Raw genomic sequence first — 17,021 nt, 5'->3', positions numbered from 1 at the left:
AGGGATACCGGTCTTGCGGCCGGTATCCCTTTTTTATATGGGGCAAGCCCGTCTGGTTTAACCTTTGCGTTTGGTTTTGGTCTTGCCTTTGGGATTTTCGTGGGCGATCAGCGAACGGGCCAGTTTCCGCAAGCCGTTGGAGGATACTTCCAGCCCAAGTGGCGAGCCTATCGATTCCAACTCGTACATCAAGTCCGTTGCGGCAATCAGCGTCACATAGCGCAGGCTGCTATTGCCCGGCAACTGCGTTGACGCGTCACGTAGTAGCGGGGCTAGTACATCCCAGGAACTGTTGAAGAACTTGCGCACCGGATCGTTTTCCGCCACATATTCCGCCGTCAGACCTTGTTCAAAGGCGACGCCGGCTTTTTGCAGGACATCGCGCAAGCTTGCCCGGCTGGCGTCAGCGTTGGTGGCGATAGGGGCTTTCTCAATATTCTTTTCCAAAGACGCCTGCCAACCTTGCCAGAGGCTACGCCATTGTTTCAATTCCGCTTCGTTCAATATCGGGGCCGCTTTTAAGCCGCCGGCATTTTGGTTGGTAGCGCTGTAGCCCACGTTGATTAAAATACCTTTCTCATCGGCTTTGACCTGATTGAAGCGCAGGCTGTTGATGGTGTCGTGCAACTCCTCGCTATCTTCGGCGGCGATGAAGGGAAGCAGGGTTTTAGTAATGTCCGGGCGGGATTGGTTTAAGTCGATTTTTAGAGCGGCCAGTTTGGGTTCGGCGGCTTTTTTGATCAGCGATTGCAATTGGGCAATGTTCAACGGTTGGCCGTTGCGATCAAACGCATTCAGTTGGGTGACCGGGAAGCTCAGTACATTGCCGGATGCATCCAATGTCGGCTGTTGCAGGGTTTGCAAAATGCCGGACCATTCGATCAAGGTCATGCATTTGCCGCCCAGTGCGGTACCGACTCGAGCTTGTACATTATTCTGAATTTTGACCTGTCCCTGCTCGCCGCTGATTTGCGGGTGGTCCAGGTCCAAAAAGCTGCATTGCTTGCCGTCTTTCCAGGCTCTTACCGATTCATTCGGGCCGTCGTAGAGCTCGCTAACCAGCACACTTTTGATTAAACCGTACTCCATTGGCACCGGGATATTAATTTCGCGAGCCATACTGGTCTGTGCAGTCAGCAGCAGGCCGGTGGTAAGTAACAGGGTACGCATTTTTGACATGATTTACTCCTTAACGTTGTCGGGCGCTGGTTGATTAAGCGCGGCCGTGCCGCGATAAGCGGATGAAATAGGGTAGCGGCGGTCACGGCCAAACGCTCTGGGCGTGATGCGGATGCCGGGCGGCGATTGCCGGCGTTTATATTCGTTTCTATCCACTAGCGAAATCGCTCTGTGCACATCAGTTGCCGCGAAGCCTTGTGACACGATCTCGGCGGCGGATTTGTCCTGTTCCACATACAAGGCAAGTATAGGATCCAATACAGAGTAGGGCGGCAGCGAATCTTCGTCCTTTTGGTCCGGCGCCAATTCCGCCGACGGTGCGCGGGTGATAACCCGTTGCGGAATGACCGGCGACAAGGTGTTGCGGTATTCGGCGAGTTGGTAGACCAATAATTTGGATACGTCTTTTAAAGGCGCAAAACCGCCGGCCATGTCGCCGTAAAGCGTGGCATAACCCACGCTCATTTCGCTTTTGTTGCCGGTGGTCAGCAGCAGTTTGCCTTGTTTATTGGAAATTGCCATCAACAACACGCCACGGCAACGGGCTTGGATATTTTCTTCGGTGGTGTCTTTTTTGCTGCCGGCAAACAGTGGGGCCAGCATTTCGCCAAAAGCGGTGACTGCCGGCTCGATGGGGAGTATGTGATATTTCACGCCCAAGGCTTCGGCTTCCTGGATCGCGTCTTGGTTGCTCATGTCTTGGGTATAGCGCGATGGCATCAGCACGGCTTCGACATGATCTGCGCCCAGCGCATCAACCGCCAACGCCAACACAAGGGCAGAGTCGATGCCGCCGGACAAGCCGAGAATCGCGCCTTGAAAGCCATTTTTGCGTACGTAGTCTTGAATGCCCAAGACCAGCGCTTTGTATTCGCTGACCACGGGTTGATACAAGTCGGCGATGGTGGTTATTTGCGGCTGTTGATCGACAAACTCGACGATGCTGAGTTGCTCGGCAAATTCGGCTGCTCGGAACACGACGTCGCCGTTACGATCAGCGACAAATGAGGCGCCGTCGAACACTAACTCGTCCTGGCCGCCGATTTGATTCACATAAACCAAGGGTATCTGCTCGGCTTTAATTTGCGAACAAATAATGTCCTCGCGCTGCTGCATCTTGCCGGCATGAAACGGCGAGGCGTTAAGGGTCAGGATAATGTCTGCCCCGGCCGCTCGGTTTTTGGCAATGATGCCGGGCTGCCAGATGTCTTCGCAAATCGTCAACGCCAACTGACTGTCTTTAACCGTAAACAGACAGGTGTGTTCGCCGGAGCTGAAGTAACGCTGTTCGTCGAATACACCGTAGTTGGGCAGGGCCTGTTTATCGTACTCGGCAAGGGTTTCGCCGTCGTGCAATGCCACTGCGGTGTTGTAAAGCCGGCCATCCCGCTGCCGAGGATAGCCGATCACTACCGTTATGCCGGTAATCTTCTTGGCAATTTCGGCAACGGTTTGTTGCGCCTGCTGAATAAAATCGGGTCGAAACAGTAAGTCTTCAGGTGGATAACCGGTGACACATAGCTCCGGAAACACGACCAAATCGGCCTGCCGCTGTTTGGCTTGTTCAGCGGCGGCCAGAATTTTGCCAGTGTTGGTTTGAATGTCGGCAACGGTTAAGTTCAGTTGGGCTAGCGCTATTTTTATCGACATTATGCTTTGGAAAAACAATCCCGCATCGCGACGCCAATATCCGAAGGCGAACTGACCATACTGACGCCGGCCGCTTGCATCGCCGCAATTTTGCCTGCCGCTGTGCCGGCTCCGCCGGTGACAATCGCACCGGCATGGCCCATGCGTTTGCCGGGCGGCGCGGTTTGGCCGGCGATATAGCCGACCACCGGTTTGCTGACATGGGCTTTGATAAAGTCAGCCGCTTGCTCTTCGTCGCTACCGCCGATTTCGCCGACCATGACGATGCCATGGGTGTCCGGGTCGTCTTGGAAGCGGCTCAACACATCGATAAAATTCATGCCATGAATCGGATCGCCGCCGATGCCGACGCAGGTGCTTTGCCCCAAGCCCTCGCGGGTGGTTTGATGCACGGCTTCGTAGGTCAGGGTGCCGGAGCGGGAAACGATGCCGATTTTGCCGGGCAGATGAATATGGCCGGGCATGATGCCGATCTTGCATTGGCCGGGGGTGATGACGCCAGGGCAGTTGGGGCCGACCAGTAACGAGCTCGTGCCTTGCATGGCCGCTTTAACCTTGAGCATTTGCAACACCGGGATGCCTTCTGTGATGCAGACGATCAGCTCGATGCCGGCGTCGACCGCTTCCAGAATGGCGTCGGCGGCAAAAAATGGCGGTACATAGATCATCGTCGCCGTGGCGCCGGTGGCTTTTACGGCTTGTCCGACGGTGTCGAACACCGGTAAATCCAGATGGGTGGAGCCGCCGCGACCCGGTGTGATGCCGCCCACCAGTTGTGTGCCGTAAGCCAGTGCTTGTTCGGAGTGAAACGTGCCCTGTTTGCCGGTGAAGCCTTGGCAAATGACTTTAGTCTGTTTGTCAATCAAAATAGACATTAAGCTACCTCTTGCGCCAGTTTTACCGCCAATTCGGCAGCATGATTTAAATTGTCAGCAGCTACCAAGCCCAGTCCTGATTGGCTTAGCATCGCTTTGCCCAGTTCGACGTTAGTGCCTTCCAGTCGCACCACCACCGGTATGGTCAAATGCATTTCCTCGGCTGCGGCCAGGATCCCGGCCGCAATCACATCGCATTTGACAATGCCGCCGAAAATATTCACCAGTACCGCTTTGGTGGTACCGTCGGACAAAATCAATTTAAAAGCGGCTTTCACTTTGTCTTTATTGGTGCCGCCACCCACATCCAGAAAGTTGGCCGGCGCGCCGCCTTTCAGTTTAACCATGTCCATCGTCGCCATGGCCAAGCCGGCGCCGTTGACCATGCAGCCAATATTGCCGTCCAGCGTGATGTAGTTAAGATCGAATTGTTTGGCTTCCGCTTCCTTGGCGTCTTCCTGCGAGGCATCGCGCATCGCGGCGATGTCAGGATGTAAGGCGATGGCGTTGTCGTCGAAATTGATTTTGCCGTCCAGCGCTACGAGTTTGCCGTCATCGGTTTGGATCAGTGGATTGATTTCGATCTGGCTGGCGTCCTTGGCTAAAAACAGTTGATACAGGCCGCTCATAATGGTTTGCAGCTGGCTTTGCTGTTCTTTGCCCAAGCCTAGTGCAGCGGCTACTTGGCGACATTGATAAGGTTGTAAACCTGCTGCGGGGTGCACCGGCACCTTGACTATGTTTTCAGGTGTTTCGGCAGCCACTGCTTCGATGTCCATACCGCCGGCAGCGGAGGCAATAAATATTAGCCGTTCGCTTTCCCGGTCCAGCAACAGGCTCAAATAATATTCTTGATTGATTGCCGAAGCTTCTTCCACCCAAACGCTATTGACTGGTAGGCCGGCGGCATCGGTTTGATGCGTTACTAAACGTGTACCCAGCATCGCCGCGCTGTAATCCTTTACTTCCTCCAGGGTCCGGGCAACTTTCACGCCGCCGGCTTTACCTCGGGCGCCGGCATGAATTTGCGCCTTTACCACCCAGGCAGGGCTGCTTAAGGACTGTGCGGCTTGCTGCGCTTGTTCGGCTGTGGTCGCCACGGCGCCTTGTGGCGCGGGGATCGCAAACTCTTTAAAGAGTTGTTTCGCCTGGTATTCGTGAATATTCATTTAGTGCTCCATGGATGGCTTAAATCGCGTCTCAAGTTGGTGCTATGATTGAACTGACAAACATTCTAACTAACTCTGCATAAAAAACACCGGCAATGCTTTCTTCATCGGTCGATACTATTTATCCCTGCCCTTTTTCCAAGGGGTACGGCATTCCCGTTCGGCAAGCATGGTTGATGTTGAAGATTTTCGCCCTCTATCGGTTTGTTACCGCCTGCCTGTTTGTGATGCTGTTTTATTTGCGCTTTGGGCCGTCTTTATTGGGTTCCTACGACGCATCATTGTACCAGTTCACCAGTGTTGCCTATCTGGGGATTTCGCTGATTGCCGCGCCGGTCGCATTTCGACCCCGTTGGGCTTATGCCAGTCTGGCACAGTTATTTATTTTCACTGATATTGTCTTCATTACCTTGCTGATGCATGCCAGCGGCGGCATTGGCAGCGGCATTGGCATCTTGCTGGCTATCTCGATAGCAGCGGGTGGCTTATTAATTGGCGGGCGCTGCGCGATGTTGTTTGCGGCCTTGGCTAGTCTGGCAATTCTTGCTGAAGAAGTGTATGCGATAGAAATACATGCCTTCGAAAATACTACCTTGACCTATGCCGGCATGCTTGGTGTGTCGTTTTTTTCTATCGCGTTTTTGTCGGTGATCTTGGCGCAGCGCGCTGAACAATCGGCGGTTTTAGCTAGACGGCACGAGCAGACCATCGCCAGACTGGAAAGTCTGAACCGCTATATCATCCAGCATTTGCAATCGGGCATCATGATCGTGGATGAACGACAGGTCACTCAGCTTTCCAATCAATCCGCGCTGCGTTTGCTGGGGCTGGTGCTGCATCCGGAGGAACTGACCGAGGTAGCGCCGGAACTCAGGCAAGCTTTCGAGTTGTGGCGGAATAATCGGGATCAGGATTTTGCGATTATCCGGTTAGCCAATCGCAGCGAAGTGCAAGTGCGATTTTCCGAGTTGCGTATGGATGACGAAGCCTTGTACATGCTGATTTTCGAGGACATCGCTTTGTATAACCAACGCTTACAGCAGAGCAAGCTGGCGTCTCTGGGTCGGTTGACCGCCAGTATTGCCCATGAAATTCGCAATCCGCTCAGCGCCATTAGCCATGCCGGGCAATTGCTATCCGAAGCACCGGATTTAGATGTGCAAGAGCTGCGTTTGACGGAAATCATCCAGCACCATTGTCAGCGGGTAAATAGCATCATCGAGGACATTCTGAAGTTGTCTCGCCGTAACCCGTCGCAGAAACAAAAAATCGCTTTGGACCAGTGGTTGCCGGCCTACCTTGACGATCAGAAATTGAATTTGGGCGAGCGGGCGGAGTGTTTTAAATTGATTTTTAAAGCGCAAGGCTTGAATGCCTGTATTGATAGCGGCCACTTGAAGCAAATTCTCGACAATCTCTGCGCCAACGCCCTGCAATACGGTAAGCCTGAGCTAGGGGACATCATGCTTGAAGTGTCGCAGATGCAGGAGGTGCCGTGTATTAAAATTATCGATAATGGCGCCGGAATTGCTGCGGAGCATCGGCAGCATTTGTTCGAACCGTTCTTTACCACCTCTCACCAAGGTACCGGTTTAGGTTTGTATATTTCCAGGGAATTGGCCGAACTGAATCAAGCAGAGTTAAGTTACGCCGCCCATTCCGGAAAACCTTGTTTCACTCTATTGCTGGCAAATGCCGATCACGCTGTCATTGAAATATGAATATGCCTGTCACCCTGGTTGTCGACGATGAACCCGACATCCGCGAATTACTTGAAATAACGCTAAACCGCATGCACATTCAAACCCGTTGCGCGGCTAATCTGGCCGAGGCTAAACAGTTACTGGCCGTTGAAGTGTTTGATTTGTGTCTCACCGATATGAAGCTGCCGGACGGCGATGGGCTGGATTTGGTCGATCACATTCAATTAGCCGGTTTGCAGTTGCCAGTGGCGGTGATTACTGCGCATGGCAGCATGGATATTGCGATCAAAGCCATGAAAAAAGGCGCCTTCGACTTCCTGTCCAAGCCGGTCGATTTGGCAGTATTGCGGCAGCTGGTCAGCCATGCGCTGCAAGCCTCGCTGACGCGGGTTTCCGACAAGGAGCGGCGCACCCGTGACATCTTGCTCGGCGAATCGGCATTAATGTGCGCTATTCGCTCGAAGATCGACAAGGTGGCGCGCAACCAGGCGCCGGTTTATATCAGCGGTGAATCCGGTTCCGGCAAGGAGTTGGTAGCCAGATTGATACACCAGCAAAGCCCGCGTGGCGAGAAACCGTTTATTGCGATTAACTGCGGTGCGATTCCGCCTGAATTGATGGAAAGCGAATTCTTCGGCCATAAAAAGGGTAGTTTCACCGGCGCGGTAGCCGACAAGCAAGGATTGTTTCAGGCGGCCGATGGCGGTACCTTGTTTTTGGATGAAGTGGCCGATTTACCTTTACCTTTGCAAGTCAAACTATTGCGGGCAATTCAGGAGAAAAAAGTCCGCCCGGTTGGCGAGCAGCGGGAGGTGGCCGTTGATGTGCGCTTATTGAGCGCAACCCACAAGGATCTGAGCAAAATGGTCCAGGAAGGCAGTTTTCGGCAGGATTTGTACTACAGGATCAATGTCATCGAACTGAGTTTGCCGCCCCTGCGCGCCCGGCCTGGCGATATTCCTCAGCTTACCGAGCACTTATTGGCAGGGTTGGCTAACGCCAACGGTATGGATTTGCCCAAACTCAGCGACTCTGCGCTAAATGCGTTGAAGCACTACTATTTTCCCGGCAATGTCCGGGAGTTGGAAAATATATTGGAGCGAGCCTTGGCCTTGCACGATGGTGGCGTGATTGAAGCCGACGATCTGAACTTGCCCTTGGGGATGGAATTGGCAGCTGTCGAAGATTTCGACGCCGAGAAAATGTCGCTGGAAGCCTATCTCGAGGACATAGAGAAAAAAGCCTTGAGTGCGGCGCTGGAGGAAAATCGTTGGAACAAAACCGCCACAGCTAAATACTTGGGTCTCAGCTTTCGTTCGCTGCGGTATCGCTTGAAAAAGTTGGGTCTGGAATAACAGAAAATAGATTGTAAGCGAGTAGGGGCCTGCTACTCGCCTAAATATCCACAGGCATGCTTATTGATACTTGCTCATGCCTTTCAATTGTTGCAGCGCGGCTTGAATTTTGGCGTTTGCGGCATTGTCTAATTCGTTGTTTTTATACACTTTGTCCAACAGCCCTTCTTCTACCAACGCATCTTTGATCCAACGTTTGGCAAAGGCATAACTGGCTGGAACTTTGGCGACTTCACCTGTTTTTGGATTTTTCAGGCTATCGACTGGTGCTGCTGGCGTAGGTGCGGCGGCTTTTTTGGCCGGGGCAGATTTACTGGCTTTGGGGGCGGCGGGTTTGGGTGTGGCGGCTTTGGCTGGAGCGGGTTTTGCGGTGGTTTTTACAGCTGCGGGAGGAGGTGGTGCCAGTTCGGTTTGGATTGCCGGCTTGGCGGGCTCGGGTTTACTTGTTTCCGGTTTTTCTTTTTTGCCGCCCATCACTACAAATACTACATAAGCTACAAAAATAGTCGTCGCTATAAAAAGCAATTCAGCCATAACCCTTCCCCTTTGTTTGTTTTATTTATTAAGATTCAGAACAATGTGATGACACGTTTTAAACTCCGCGGGCGAATATACCAGAGCTAGTCAAGTCGGTAAACTAATACCCCATTTGCCGAAAAGTTCGCGAATTATGTTTAATCCGTTTCAAGTGATTAAACTGGCTACATGGCTACATGGCTGCTACCCAGCAAAAGGTTCAGCGAAACTTTCTGGCCATCCAGTAGATTCTGCTCGGGTTTGCCGAATGCGTAGCCTTGGCCGAAATTGACGCCGATTTCTTTCAGCTTCATCGCGGTACCTGCCGATTCGACGAATTCGGCGATGGTTTTCTTGCCGAGTTTTGAGGCAATTTCCACCATGGATTTGACGAGTATTTGGTCGGTTTCGTTGTCGAGTAGGTTTCTGATGAATTGACCGTCGATTTTCACGTAATCGACCGGAAAGGTTTTGAGATAGTTGAACGAACAAAAGCCGGCGCCGAAATCGTCCAGCGCGAATTTGCAACCCAAGGCTCTGATTTTGTTAATCATGTGCCGGGTTTTTTCGAAATTGTCCACGGCCGCCGTTTCAGTAATTTCGAAGGTCAAACGGTTAGCGTCTATCCAGGTCATTTCTAGTTTATCCTTAATAGTGGATAGTAAATCCGGATATTGAAACGCGGTACTTGAAAGGTTAACGGCCAGGGAAATATAAGACATATAAGTGGGCAGTGCCGCCAGAAAGTCGATGGCATTTTCCACGACCCAAAGATCTATCGCGTGAATCAGACCAGTCCTTTCGGCTACCGGAATAAACTGATCCGGCGTGATGACTTCATTGCCTTCGCCGCGCATGCGCAATAACACTTCATAGTGCGAAACATTGCCATCAGACAGCTGCACCACTGGCTGGAATACCAGAAATAGCTGATTATCTCGTAATGCCTTGCGAATCAGCGGCACCCAGTAAATGTCGCGGCGTCTTTCTTTGACGATGAGATCATCGCTGTTGTAAACGCAGATTTTGTCTCTGCCGGTGCTTTTTGCAAAGTTGCAGGCTTGGCGGGCATGTAAAATCATTTCGCCCGGATGGAATGCGGAAACGGTATTGTCCAGCGCGGCAATGCCGATGGAAACCGAGGCACTGTAAGACACTTCACCGGTGAAGAAACGGAAATTATCCACGGTGGTTTTGATGGTTTCCGCGAGAATCTGCGCTTGCTTTTTGGTTTTGTTTTCCAGGAATAAACAAAACTCGTCGGCACCGATACGGGCGAATAAACTGCCGGCCGGTAATAGTTTTCGGACCAGAATGGCCATTTCGACCAGTAAACGATCACCTACTTCAAAGCCTTCCAGTTCGTTAATCAGGCTGAAGCGGTCCACATCAATGAATAATAAAGACCCGTCTTTTTGTGTTTTATTGCTGTGATTTAATACCAATCTCAGCTGACGCTCGAAACTGCTGCGATTGAATAAGCCGGTTAATTCGTCGTGGGCGACCAGAAACTTGAGTTTGGCATCGATAACGTTTTTGGCGGCCAATTCATTGATCAATTGTTCTTCCTGACGGTGACGCAATTGGCGTTCCTGTTTCAGGCTCAGCAAAAACTTTACGGCCAGTATCAATTCCTGGGTGTTGACTGGGGTGTTGATTTTGTAAGTTAGACAATTGTCCTGTTGCGGCTGGCAATGGTCGAGGTCGCAGGCGAAGCTGTCGTCGTTCAGAATCACTACCGGGATGACCGATACCGAATTGGCGCTGGACAAACTCTGGCACATTTCCCGAGCTTGGCAAAGCGGAAGCCTTGCATTCAGTACGATCAGCCCGATCCTGTCGGGTTGATCGGCGTAAGGCTTTAATATCTCGTAAATTTGTTCGCCATTTTCAGCTACACGAATATCGGTAAAACCCTTCGCTTTCAGTGTAGAAACGATTTTTTGAGCGGAGACTTCATTATGCTCCGCAACGACAATCAGTTTTTCTTTCAGCGCGTCATTGGCAATCATCTAATACCATCCAGGTATTGGCATAAAATCGGGAGCTGTCGGCATAAGGTCAGGAGGAGGGCGGCATTTAATAAGCTTGTATTTTCATATAATTGGTCTAGGTTTAAGCGCAGCCTTTAATGCTATTTCTATGCTATTGGTTTTCAGTATAGGTGTAAATTTAATTTTTTAGAATTATTGATGATAGCTTACTCACCATCCACATTAACTGTTGCCGATTTGCTGAGAGGTGATTTGCAACTCGCCTCGCCGCCGAATGCCTATTTTTTGTTAAAAAAAATAGTCGAAGATCCGAATAAGACCGCGAAAGACGCGGCTGTAGTGATCGAAGCCGATGCGGCATTGGCGGTAAAGCTACTGAAGATAGTTAATAGTGCTTTTTATGGTTTTCCGTCCCAAATCAGTTCGATTAGCAAAGCCATCACCATGATCGGTACCCGTGAGTTGCAGAATCTGGTGCTGGGTACCTTGATTGTCGAACGCTTTTCCGACTTACCCGGACAACATTTCTCCATTCACGATTTTTGGGCCAGAAATTTGCGTTGCGCGCTGATTGCACGTGAGTTGGATATTCATTTCGGCAAGCACTATGTCGATACCGCATTTCTGTGCGGTTTGGTCCACAACATCGGGCAATTGGTGTTTTATCGGCGGATTCCGGTATTGGCCCGGGAAGTCGACTTATTACTGCAATCGCAAACCCCGCTCGCGGTTGACGAAGAGGTCACGATAGAGCAGAACGTGATCGGCTTCGATCACTTTCAGGCGGGCGCCGAGTTGTGTAAACAATGGATGTTACCCGACGTTATTGTGGAAAGTATTCGCTTGCATTGCTTTCCCGATTTGATTGGGCCTTACGCCGATTTGGCCGCCATGGTCAGACTGGCGAACTGCTTGAGTCGAATCGAAAACCCCTATGACGCTCATGCGGTAAACGCATTGAATCTGACGCCGGAGCAAATCAGTTTCATACTGGACAAAATCAGCGACGAGTTCGAAGTCATTTTTAAATTGTTCTATCCCACTGTCTAAGCCCGTTACCTTTAACCGAAGTAAAGAGCCCCTTCTCCTGCTGGATAGGAGGGAGGGAATAAATTAGGCAAAAGGCTTTTTGCCCAGTAAATCCTAGCCTTTTCCTTTGTGCCTAATGGGTACAGAGAGCCCTGCCGCAATTAAATCGCAGTGACCGTCTAAGCCCGCTTGGGTTCTTACCCTTTTTGGAATATCTGTTGCTTAAAGGTGACAGGGGCCGAGCTCGACTGTCTCATCATCAAGCCGCCGATACGCTAACGACTTGTATCGAATGCGGTTTTTGTCGCAAAAAAACAACGGATAGGCCAATTAAATTCGTTTTGTCATAAAGTTGTCATATTGCCTCCATACAATGCGCCCAAGCTCGTTGATCGTTGTGGTCTTTGGGTTAACGCATTGATTTATATAATTATTGGAGAAATTTGATGAGACTTTCTAAGCTGAGCCTGGCAGTGGTCGCCATTATTGGCTCGGGTATCTGCGCCGAGGCGATGGCGCTGGATTTGTATGTTGATGCCAAAACCAAGCAAATTTTTGCCGAGCCAGGTCCAGGTCGTACTAAGTTAGGGTCTTTCGAAAAAGTCGAGGAGTCGGCAAGTCAAAAAGCGGAAGTTCAAGCTCAGAAAGCAGCCGTGGAAGCTCAGAAAGCTGAAATCGCACAAATCAAAGAAGACTTGGCTTTGAAAAACAACGAATTGAAAGCGCTGGACGAGCACATTAAAGATCCGAAATACAGCGAACTGGAGTTGAGCGAAAAAGGTATTAAATTCGAAAGCAAGGATGGCAATTTCGAAATGGCCATTAATGGCCGGATGCAGGTTGATGCACAAATGAATGTCTCCGATGGATCGCCAATCAGCAATTCAACAGCTACACCTAATGACACGCAACAGTTAGCCGATGGTGCCAATATTAGACGTGCCCGTCTCGGTGTAGAAGGTAGCTACTACCATGATTGGGAATACAAATTTGAATATGATTTCAGCCGCGGAGGTAACTCCGGCGTAGCGGCAGGCATCACTGATGCTTACATCAATTGGAGAGGTTACGATCCGCTTGGTGTAAAAGTTGGTTCATTCAAAGAGCCTTTCAGCTTGGAAGAAGCGACTAGCAACCGTTGGTTGACCTTTATCGAACGTAACATGGCAGTAAATGCGTTTTCAGATAATCCAAACGCCTATAAAACTGGTTTTAGTTTGTCTTGGTCAGATCCTCGCTGGACTGCAGCGGGCGCGATTATGACTGAGCCAGTCGGTGGCGGTTGGGCTTATACCTCTTCACGTGGTAGTAACGGCAATAACAACCGTAACGGGGGATCTGGGGATATGGGCTGGGAATTGACTGGTCGCGTTACCGGCTTGCCTTGGTTTGAAGATAAAACCAAGTTTTTGCATGTCGGCGCGTCGGGTTCGCAACGTTATCTGAATGACGTTGGAAACAACAATGCTATGAGGTATCAGGCAGCGATTACCAACGTTGACAGAACTGCTGTCATCGATACCGGAACGGGAATATTCGACAATGTCTCTACGATTACCAGAATGGGCGGTGAATCCGCGTTGGTCTATGGTCCTTTCTCGGCCCAAGCCGAATACATACAAGCAGATCTTTCTGGCCGGATTAATAACAACGAGAGCCTCTATGGCTACTACGGATATGTTAGCTATTTCTTGACCGGAGAATCCCGCGCCTACAAAACAAAAACCGGGGCTTGGGATCGTTTGAAACCAAAACGTAACTTTGACATGAAAGGTGGTTTGGGTGCCTGGGAAGTAGCGGCTGGTTACGATTATCTTGATCTAAACGATAAGAATGTTAGAGGAGGTCGGGCTGCCGTGGCTAAGTTTGGTCTGAATTGGTATCCAAATTCGCATATCAAAATGATGGCCAACTACATTCATGCCCTCGAAATTCAACGCCCAGGTACCAGCAGCTTAACTGCGCCAACAAACGGGGCGGGTTACGATGGTTCCAAACTTGACGCCTTTGAACTACGCGGACAGGTTGACTTCTAAGCCAAGCTTGGGGGGCAAGGATAGCCTCGCGTAAAATCAAAAAAACCGCCTCGACCTTGATAGATCCAGGCGGTTTTTTTATGGGTGCGATCCATGCGTCATTAGGCCAAGGATCTCGAGGTGAGGGAAATGAATCCTGCTATGGAGCTGTCTGCTAGACTATTAGATCGATTCAGACTACGTTGATACTATGACAGAACAACAATCACTGGCCCGATACGGTTGGCTCTCTATTGCGGCCGCTGTCAGTACAATCGCATTAAAAAGTTACGCCTATTGGCTGACCGGCTCCGTGGGCTTGCTGTCCGATGCGTTGGAGTCGCTAATCAATTTGGTAGCGGCAATCATCATGCTGGTGGTGCTGACTATTTCGGCGCGGCCGCCGGACGATACGCATGCCTACGGTCACGAAAAAGTCGAATATTTCTCCAGCGGTGCGGAAGGCATCATGATTCTGTTGGCGGCTTTCAGTATCGGTTATGCGGCCTGGGAGCGGTTGTGGCATCCGCTGGCGCTGCAGCAACTTGATCTGGGGATTGCGGTTTCAGTGTTTGCTTCCCTGATCAATTTGGCGGTTGCCCGAGTTTTGATTGGTGTCGGCCGGCGTCGGCAATCGATTACGCTGGAAGCCGACGGTAAGCATTTGATGACCGATGTCTGGACGACGGTCGGGATTTTGGTCGGCATCGCCATCATCTCGGTGGCAAACCGTTTCGAGCCGAGTCTGGCGTTTGCCAAGCAATTAGGCCTGAATGGGTGGGAAATACTCGATCCGATTATTGCCATCGGCGTGGCGCTCAATATCGTCTGGGCCGGCTTGCAATTAATTCGCCGGACAGTGTCGGGCTTATTGGATGCGGCGTTATCGCCGGAGGAAATTTCGGAAATCGTCGCGGTACTGGATGAGTATGTGGCCGGCGACGGTATTGCTTATCATGCGTTACGAACTCGTTACGCGGGCGCCAGGCGTTTTATGTCAGTGCATGTGCTGGTGCCTGGGAGTTGGACAGTGCAGCAGGGGCATGATTTGCTGGAAGCCATCGAGCAGCGGATCAAGGACAAGTTCGATAATATCGACATCGACACCCATCTCGAGCCTATCGAGGATGTGGCCTCTTGGGAGCATTGAACTGGCGCAATCCTAAAGCGTGGAATTAAGCTTCAATCAGATTTAATGCCACTTCTTCCGCGCTGTCTCCGGCCATTTTAAAGCCGCGCATTTCCAGTACGCCCTTGGTATTTAGGGAAATGATCAGATGCAGTGCATCCGGATAGCTGGCTTCCTGGATATCGGTCGGTGAGGGCTGGGCCGGCGTATGCGGGTGCGAGTGGTAGATTGCAAATAGCGTTTCGCCTTTTTCGCGGATTTGGCGCATGGCCTCGATTTGCTGGCTGGCGTCTAATAAAAAGCGAGTTGCCGGCGTGGCTGCGCTATTGTCCACCGGATAACAACTTGCCGGCATGCCGTTAATGTCCGCGCCGATTAGGCCGCAAACCTCGGTATCCGGGGATCGTTGCGCCAAGTGCAGTAACTGGTTGGTGAGCTTGCGCGGTAGAGAAATTTGGCAGTGGTTCATAATGGTTTCCATATTCCTGATGTCACCCGAGGGTTGCCGGATAAGTCGGCGTGTGTATTGATCTGGCGGTAACCGCATTCGTGAAAAATGGCTTGTACCTCGGTTTGTTGATTGTAGCCGTGTTCGATTAATAATTGCCCTTGGTCTTTCAAATGCGTACGAGCTTGTTCGGCCAGTTGCCGAATGTCTTGCAGGCCGTTGTCGGGGCTAATCAACGCACTGTCAGGCTCAAAGCGCACGTCGCCGATGGTTAAGTGCGGGTCGTTATCGGCGATGTAGGGTGGATTGCTAAGCACCAAATCAAAGCCGGTTTCTTCGATGTTGTCGAACCAGTGCGATTGCGCAAAGCGCACATTGCCAGCCTTGAGTTGCTGCGCATTATAGCGGGCGACGTCCAAAGCCGCTGAGCTTAGATCGCTGGCAAATACTTGGGTCAATGGGCGTTCGGCGGCCAGTGTGATGGCAATAATCCCGGAGCCGGTGCCGAGATCGATGATTTTACAGGGCTGGTCGGTCGGTAATAGCGACAGGCTGAGCTCTATCAGCAATTCGGTGTCGGGTCTGGGGATCAAGACATCCGGGCTGACTTTGAAATTGCGCGACCAGAATTCGCGTTGGCCGGTTAAGTAGGCAACCGGCGTGCCTTGCGCGCGCTGCTCTACCAATATTTGAAACTGAGCGATTTGTTCCTCGCTGGGTTGATGTTCCGGCCAGGCTCGGAGAAATGAGCGGTTTTTGTTCAGGCAGTGGCAAAGCAATACTTCGGCGTCAAGCATTGCGGTTTCGGATGTCCTGCTTAGTTGTTCGTTTGCCGCGATCAACAGGCTTAGTAGCGACTGGTCATTGCTTTTAGACATTGCCCAACTGCGTCAATAATTCCGCCTGATGTTCGTGTATCAGCGGTTGAATCACGTGTTCCAGTCCGCCTTCCATAATCTCTTCCAGTTTGTAGAGCGTCAGATTGATACGGTGATCGGTTAGTCGCCCTTGTGGATAGTTGTAGGTGCGGATGCGTTCGGATCGATCGCCGCTACCCACTTGCAGTTTGCGGCTTTCAGACTGTTCGGCATGTTGCTTTTCCTGGGCGGCGGACATCAAGCGCGCTTGTAATACCCCCATCGCTCGGGCGCGGTTTTTATGCTGCGAGCGCTCGTCCTGACATTCCACTACAACACCAGATGGGATGTGAGTAATGCGGATCGCCGATTCAGTACGGTTAACGTGCTGGCCGCCTGCGCCGGAGGCGCGGTAGGTGTCGACGCGTAGATCGGCGGGATTGATGTCTATTTCGTCGACGGCGTCGACTTCCGGCATGATCGCCACGGTGCAGGCCGAAGTATGCACGCGGCCTTGCGATTCGGTTTCCGGCACGCGTTGTACGCGGTGGGTGCCTGACTCGAATTTCAATTGCGAGTAAACATTCTGGCCGCTGATGCGCATGATGACCTCTTTGAAGCCGCCGTGTTCACCGCGATTTTCGTTGATAATTTCGCTGCTCCACCCCTGTCTTTCCGCATAGCGTTGATACATTCGTGCAAGGTCGCCGGAGAAGATCGCCGCTTCGTCGCCGCCGGTACCGGCTCGGACTTCCAGGAATACGTTACGGTTGTCGTTCGGGTCTTTGGGGAGCAACAGGATTTGCAGTTGCTGGGTCAATTCCTCGCGTTGGGCTTCGGCGGCCTGGATTTCTTCTTTGGCCATTTCCCGTAACTCCGGGTCGCTGTCTTTAGCCATTTCCTGGGCCGATTCGAGATTGGCTTCGTTTTCCTGATAGGTTTTATAACAGGCGACCAGCGGCTCGATTTGCGCGTATTCCTGGCTCAGGCTGCGGAATTGGTTTTGATTGCTTTGTACTTCCGGTTGTGACAGCAGGGCGGTGATTTCTTCGAAGCGTTCGCCGAGGTTTTCCAGTTTGGTTTGTATCGAGGGTTTCATTCA

General features: G+C 51.4%; 14 protein-coding genes. 5 read left to right on the top strand and 9 right to left on the bottom strand.

Annotated elements, in window-relative coordinates; all coding sequences use genetic code 11:
* Positions 1 to 57: 57 nt before the first annotated feature.
* Genes EBB_RS16720 through sucC form a run of 4 tightly spaced genes read right to left on the bottom strand, consistent with a single transcriptional unit; the run spans position 58 to position 4,873 of the window.
* The gene (locus tag EBB_RS16720) at positions 58 to 1,179 is read right to left on the bottom strand and encodes a hypothetical protein (RefSeq protein WP_192394845.1); all 1,122 of its coding nucleotides are present in this window, start codon (positions 1,177 to 1,179) and stop codon (positions 58 to 60) included.
* A gap of 3 nt (positions 1,180 to 1,182) precedes the next feature.
* On the bottom strand, positions 1,183 to 2,829 hold the full coding sequence (locus EBB_RS16715) for an NAD+ synthase (protein WP_192394844.1): 1,647 nt from the start codon (positions 2,827 to 2,829) through the stop codon (positions 1,183 to 1,185).
* On the bottom strand, positions 2,829 to 3,704 hold the full coding sequence (gene sucD / locus EBB_RS16710) for a succinate--CoA ligase subunit alpha (protein ID WP_192394843.1): 876 nt from the start codon (positions 3,702 to 3,704) through the stop codon (positions 2,829 to 2,831). The genes EBB_RS16715 and sucD overlap by 1 nt, the downstream gene beginning before the upstream one ends.
* A complete protein-coding gene (gene sucC / locus EBB_RS16705; protein ID WP_192394842.1) occupies positions 3,704 to 4,873 on the bottom strand; it encodes an ADP-forming succinate--CoA ligase subunit beta in 1,170 nt (389 codons plus the stop codon). Before sucC ends, sucD begins: the two co-directional genes overlap by 1 nt.
* A 95-nt stretch (positions 4,874 to 4,968) precedes the next feature.
* Between sucC and EBB_RS16700 the strand changes: the two genes are divergently transcribed.
* Positions 4,969 to 6,594, top strand: coding sequence for a sensor histidine kinase (locus EBB_RS16700; RefSeq protein ID WP_192394841.1), 1,626 nt, complete (start codon positions 4,969 to 4,971; stop codon positions 6,592 to 6,594).
* On the top strand, positions 6,591 to 7,931 hold the full coding sequence (locus tag EBB_RS16695; protein WP_192394840.1) for a sigma-54-dependent transcriptional regulator: 1,341 nt from the start codon (positions 6,591 to 6,593) through the stop codon (positions 7,929 to 7,931). Before EBB_RS16700 ends, EBB_RS16695 begins: the two co-directional genes overlap by 4 nt.
* Positions 7,932 to 7,991: 60 nt before the next feature.
* Here the strand turns inward: EBB_RS16695 and EBB_RS16690 are convergent, their stop codons facing one another.
* Positions 7,992 to 8,465, bottom strand: a complete 474-nt coding sequence (locus EBB_RS16690) for a hypothetical protein (protein WP_192394839.1) — start codon at positions 8,463 to 8,465, stop codon at positions 7,992 to 7,994.
* A 167-nt stretch (positions 8,466 to 8,632) separates the two neighbouring features.
* Entirely contained in the window at positions 8,633 to 10,459 is a 1,827-nt protein-coding gene (locus EBB_RS16685; RefSeq protein WP_192394838.1) for a GGDEF and EAL domain-containing protein, read from the bottom strand.
* A 180-nt stretch (positions 10,460 to 10,639) separates the two neighbouring features.
* Here EBB_RS16685 and EBB_RS16680 point away from each other — a divergent pair, with 180 nt between their 5' ends.
* The 3 genes from EBB_RS16680 to EBB_RS16670 all read left to right on the top strand — a co-directional run bounded on the left by EBB_RS16680 (position 10,640) and on the right by EBB_RS16670 (position 14,635).
* Positions 10,640 to 11,491, top strand: a complete 852-nt coding sequence (locus EBB_RS16680) for an HDOD domain-containing protein (RefSeq protein WP_192394837.1) — start codon at positions 10,640 to 10,642, stop codon at positions 11,489 to 11,491.
* Between the two features lie 425 nt (positions 11,492 to 11,916).
* Positions 11,917 to 13,506, top strand: coding sequence for an OprO/OprP family phosphate-selective porin (locus tag EBB_RS16675; RefSeq protein ID WP_192394836.1), 1,590 nt, complete (start codon positions 11,917 to 11,919; stop codon positions 13,504 to 13,506).
* A 190-nt stretch (positions 13,507 to 13,696) separates the two neighbouring features.
* Positions 13,697 to 14,635, top strand: coding sequence for a cation diffusion facilitator family transporter (locus tag EBB_RS16670; protein WP_192394835.1), 939 nt, complete (start codon positions 13,697 to 13,699; stop codon positions 14,633 to 14,635).
* A gap of 25 nt (positions 14,636 to 14,660) precedes the next feature.
* Here the strand turns inward: EBB_RS16670 and EBB_RS16665 are convergent, their stop codons facing one another.
* Genes EBB_RS16665 through prfA form a run of 3 tightly spaced genes read right to left on the bottom strand, consistent with a single transcriptional unit; the run spans position 14,661 to position 17,018 of the window.
* The gene (locus EBB_RS16665; RefSeq protein WP_192394834.1) at positions 14,661 to 15,083 is read right to left on the bottom strand and encodes a M67 family metallopeptidase; all 423 of its coding nucleotides are present in this window, start codon (positions 15,081 to 15,083) and stop codon (positions 14,661 to 14,663) included.
* Positions 15,080 to 15,940, bottom strand: coding sequence for a peptide chain release factor N(5)-glutamine methyltransferase (gene prmC / locus EBB_RS16660; protein ID WP_192394833.1), 861 nt, complete (start codon positions 15,938 to 15,940; stop codon positions 15,080 to 15,082). The genes EBB_RS16665 and prmC overlap by 4 nt, the downstream gene beginning before the upstream one ends.
* On the bottom strand, positions 15,933 to 17,018 hold the full coding sequence (gene prfA, locus EBB_RS16655; protein ID WP_192394832.1) for a peptide chain release factor 1: 1,086 nt from the start codon (positions 17,016 to 17,018) through the stop codon (positions 15,933 to 15,935). Before prfA ends, prmC begins: the two co-directional genes overlap by 8 nt.
* Positions 17,019 to 17,021: the final 3 nt, after the last annotated feature.

The organism is Methylomonas fluvii (assembly GCF_014850975.1).
Lineage (GTDB): Bacteria > Pseudomonadota > Gammaproteobacteria > Methylococcales > Methylomonadaceae > Methylomonas > Methylomonas fluvii.
The sequence above is the reverse complement of the archived record's forward strand: the minus strand, read 5'-3'. Positions and strand labels throughout refer to the sequence as shown.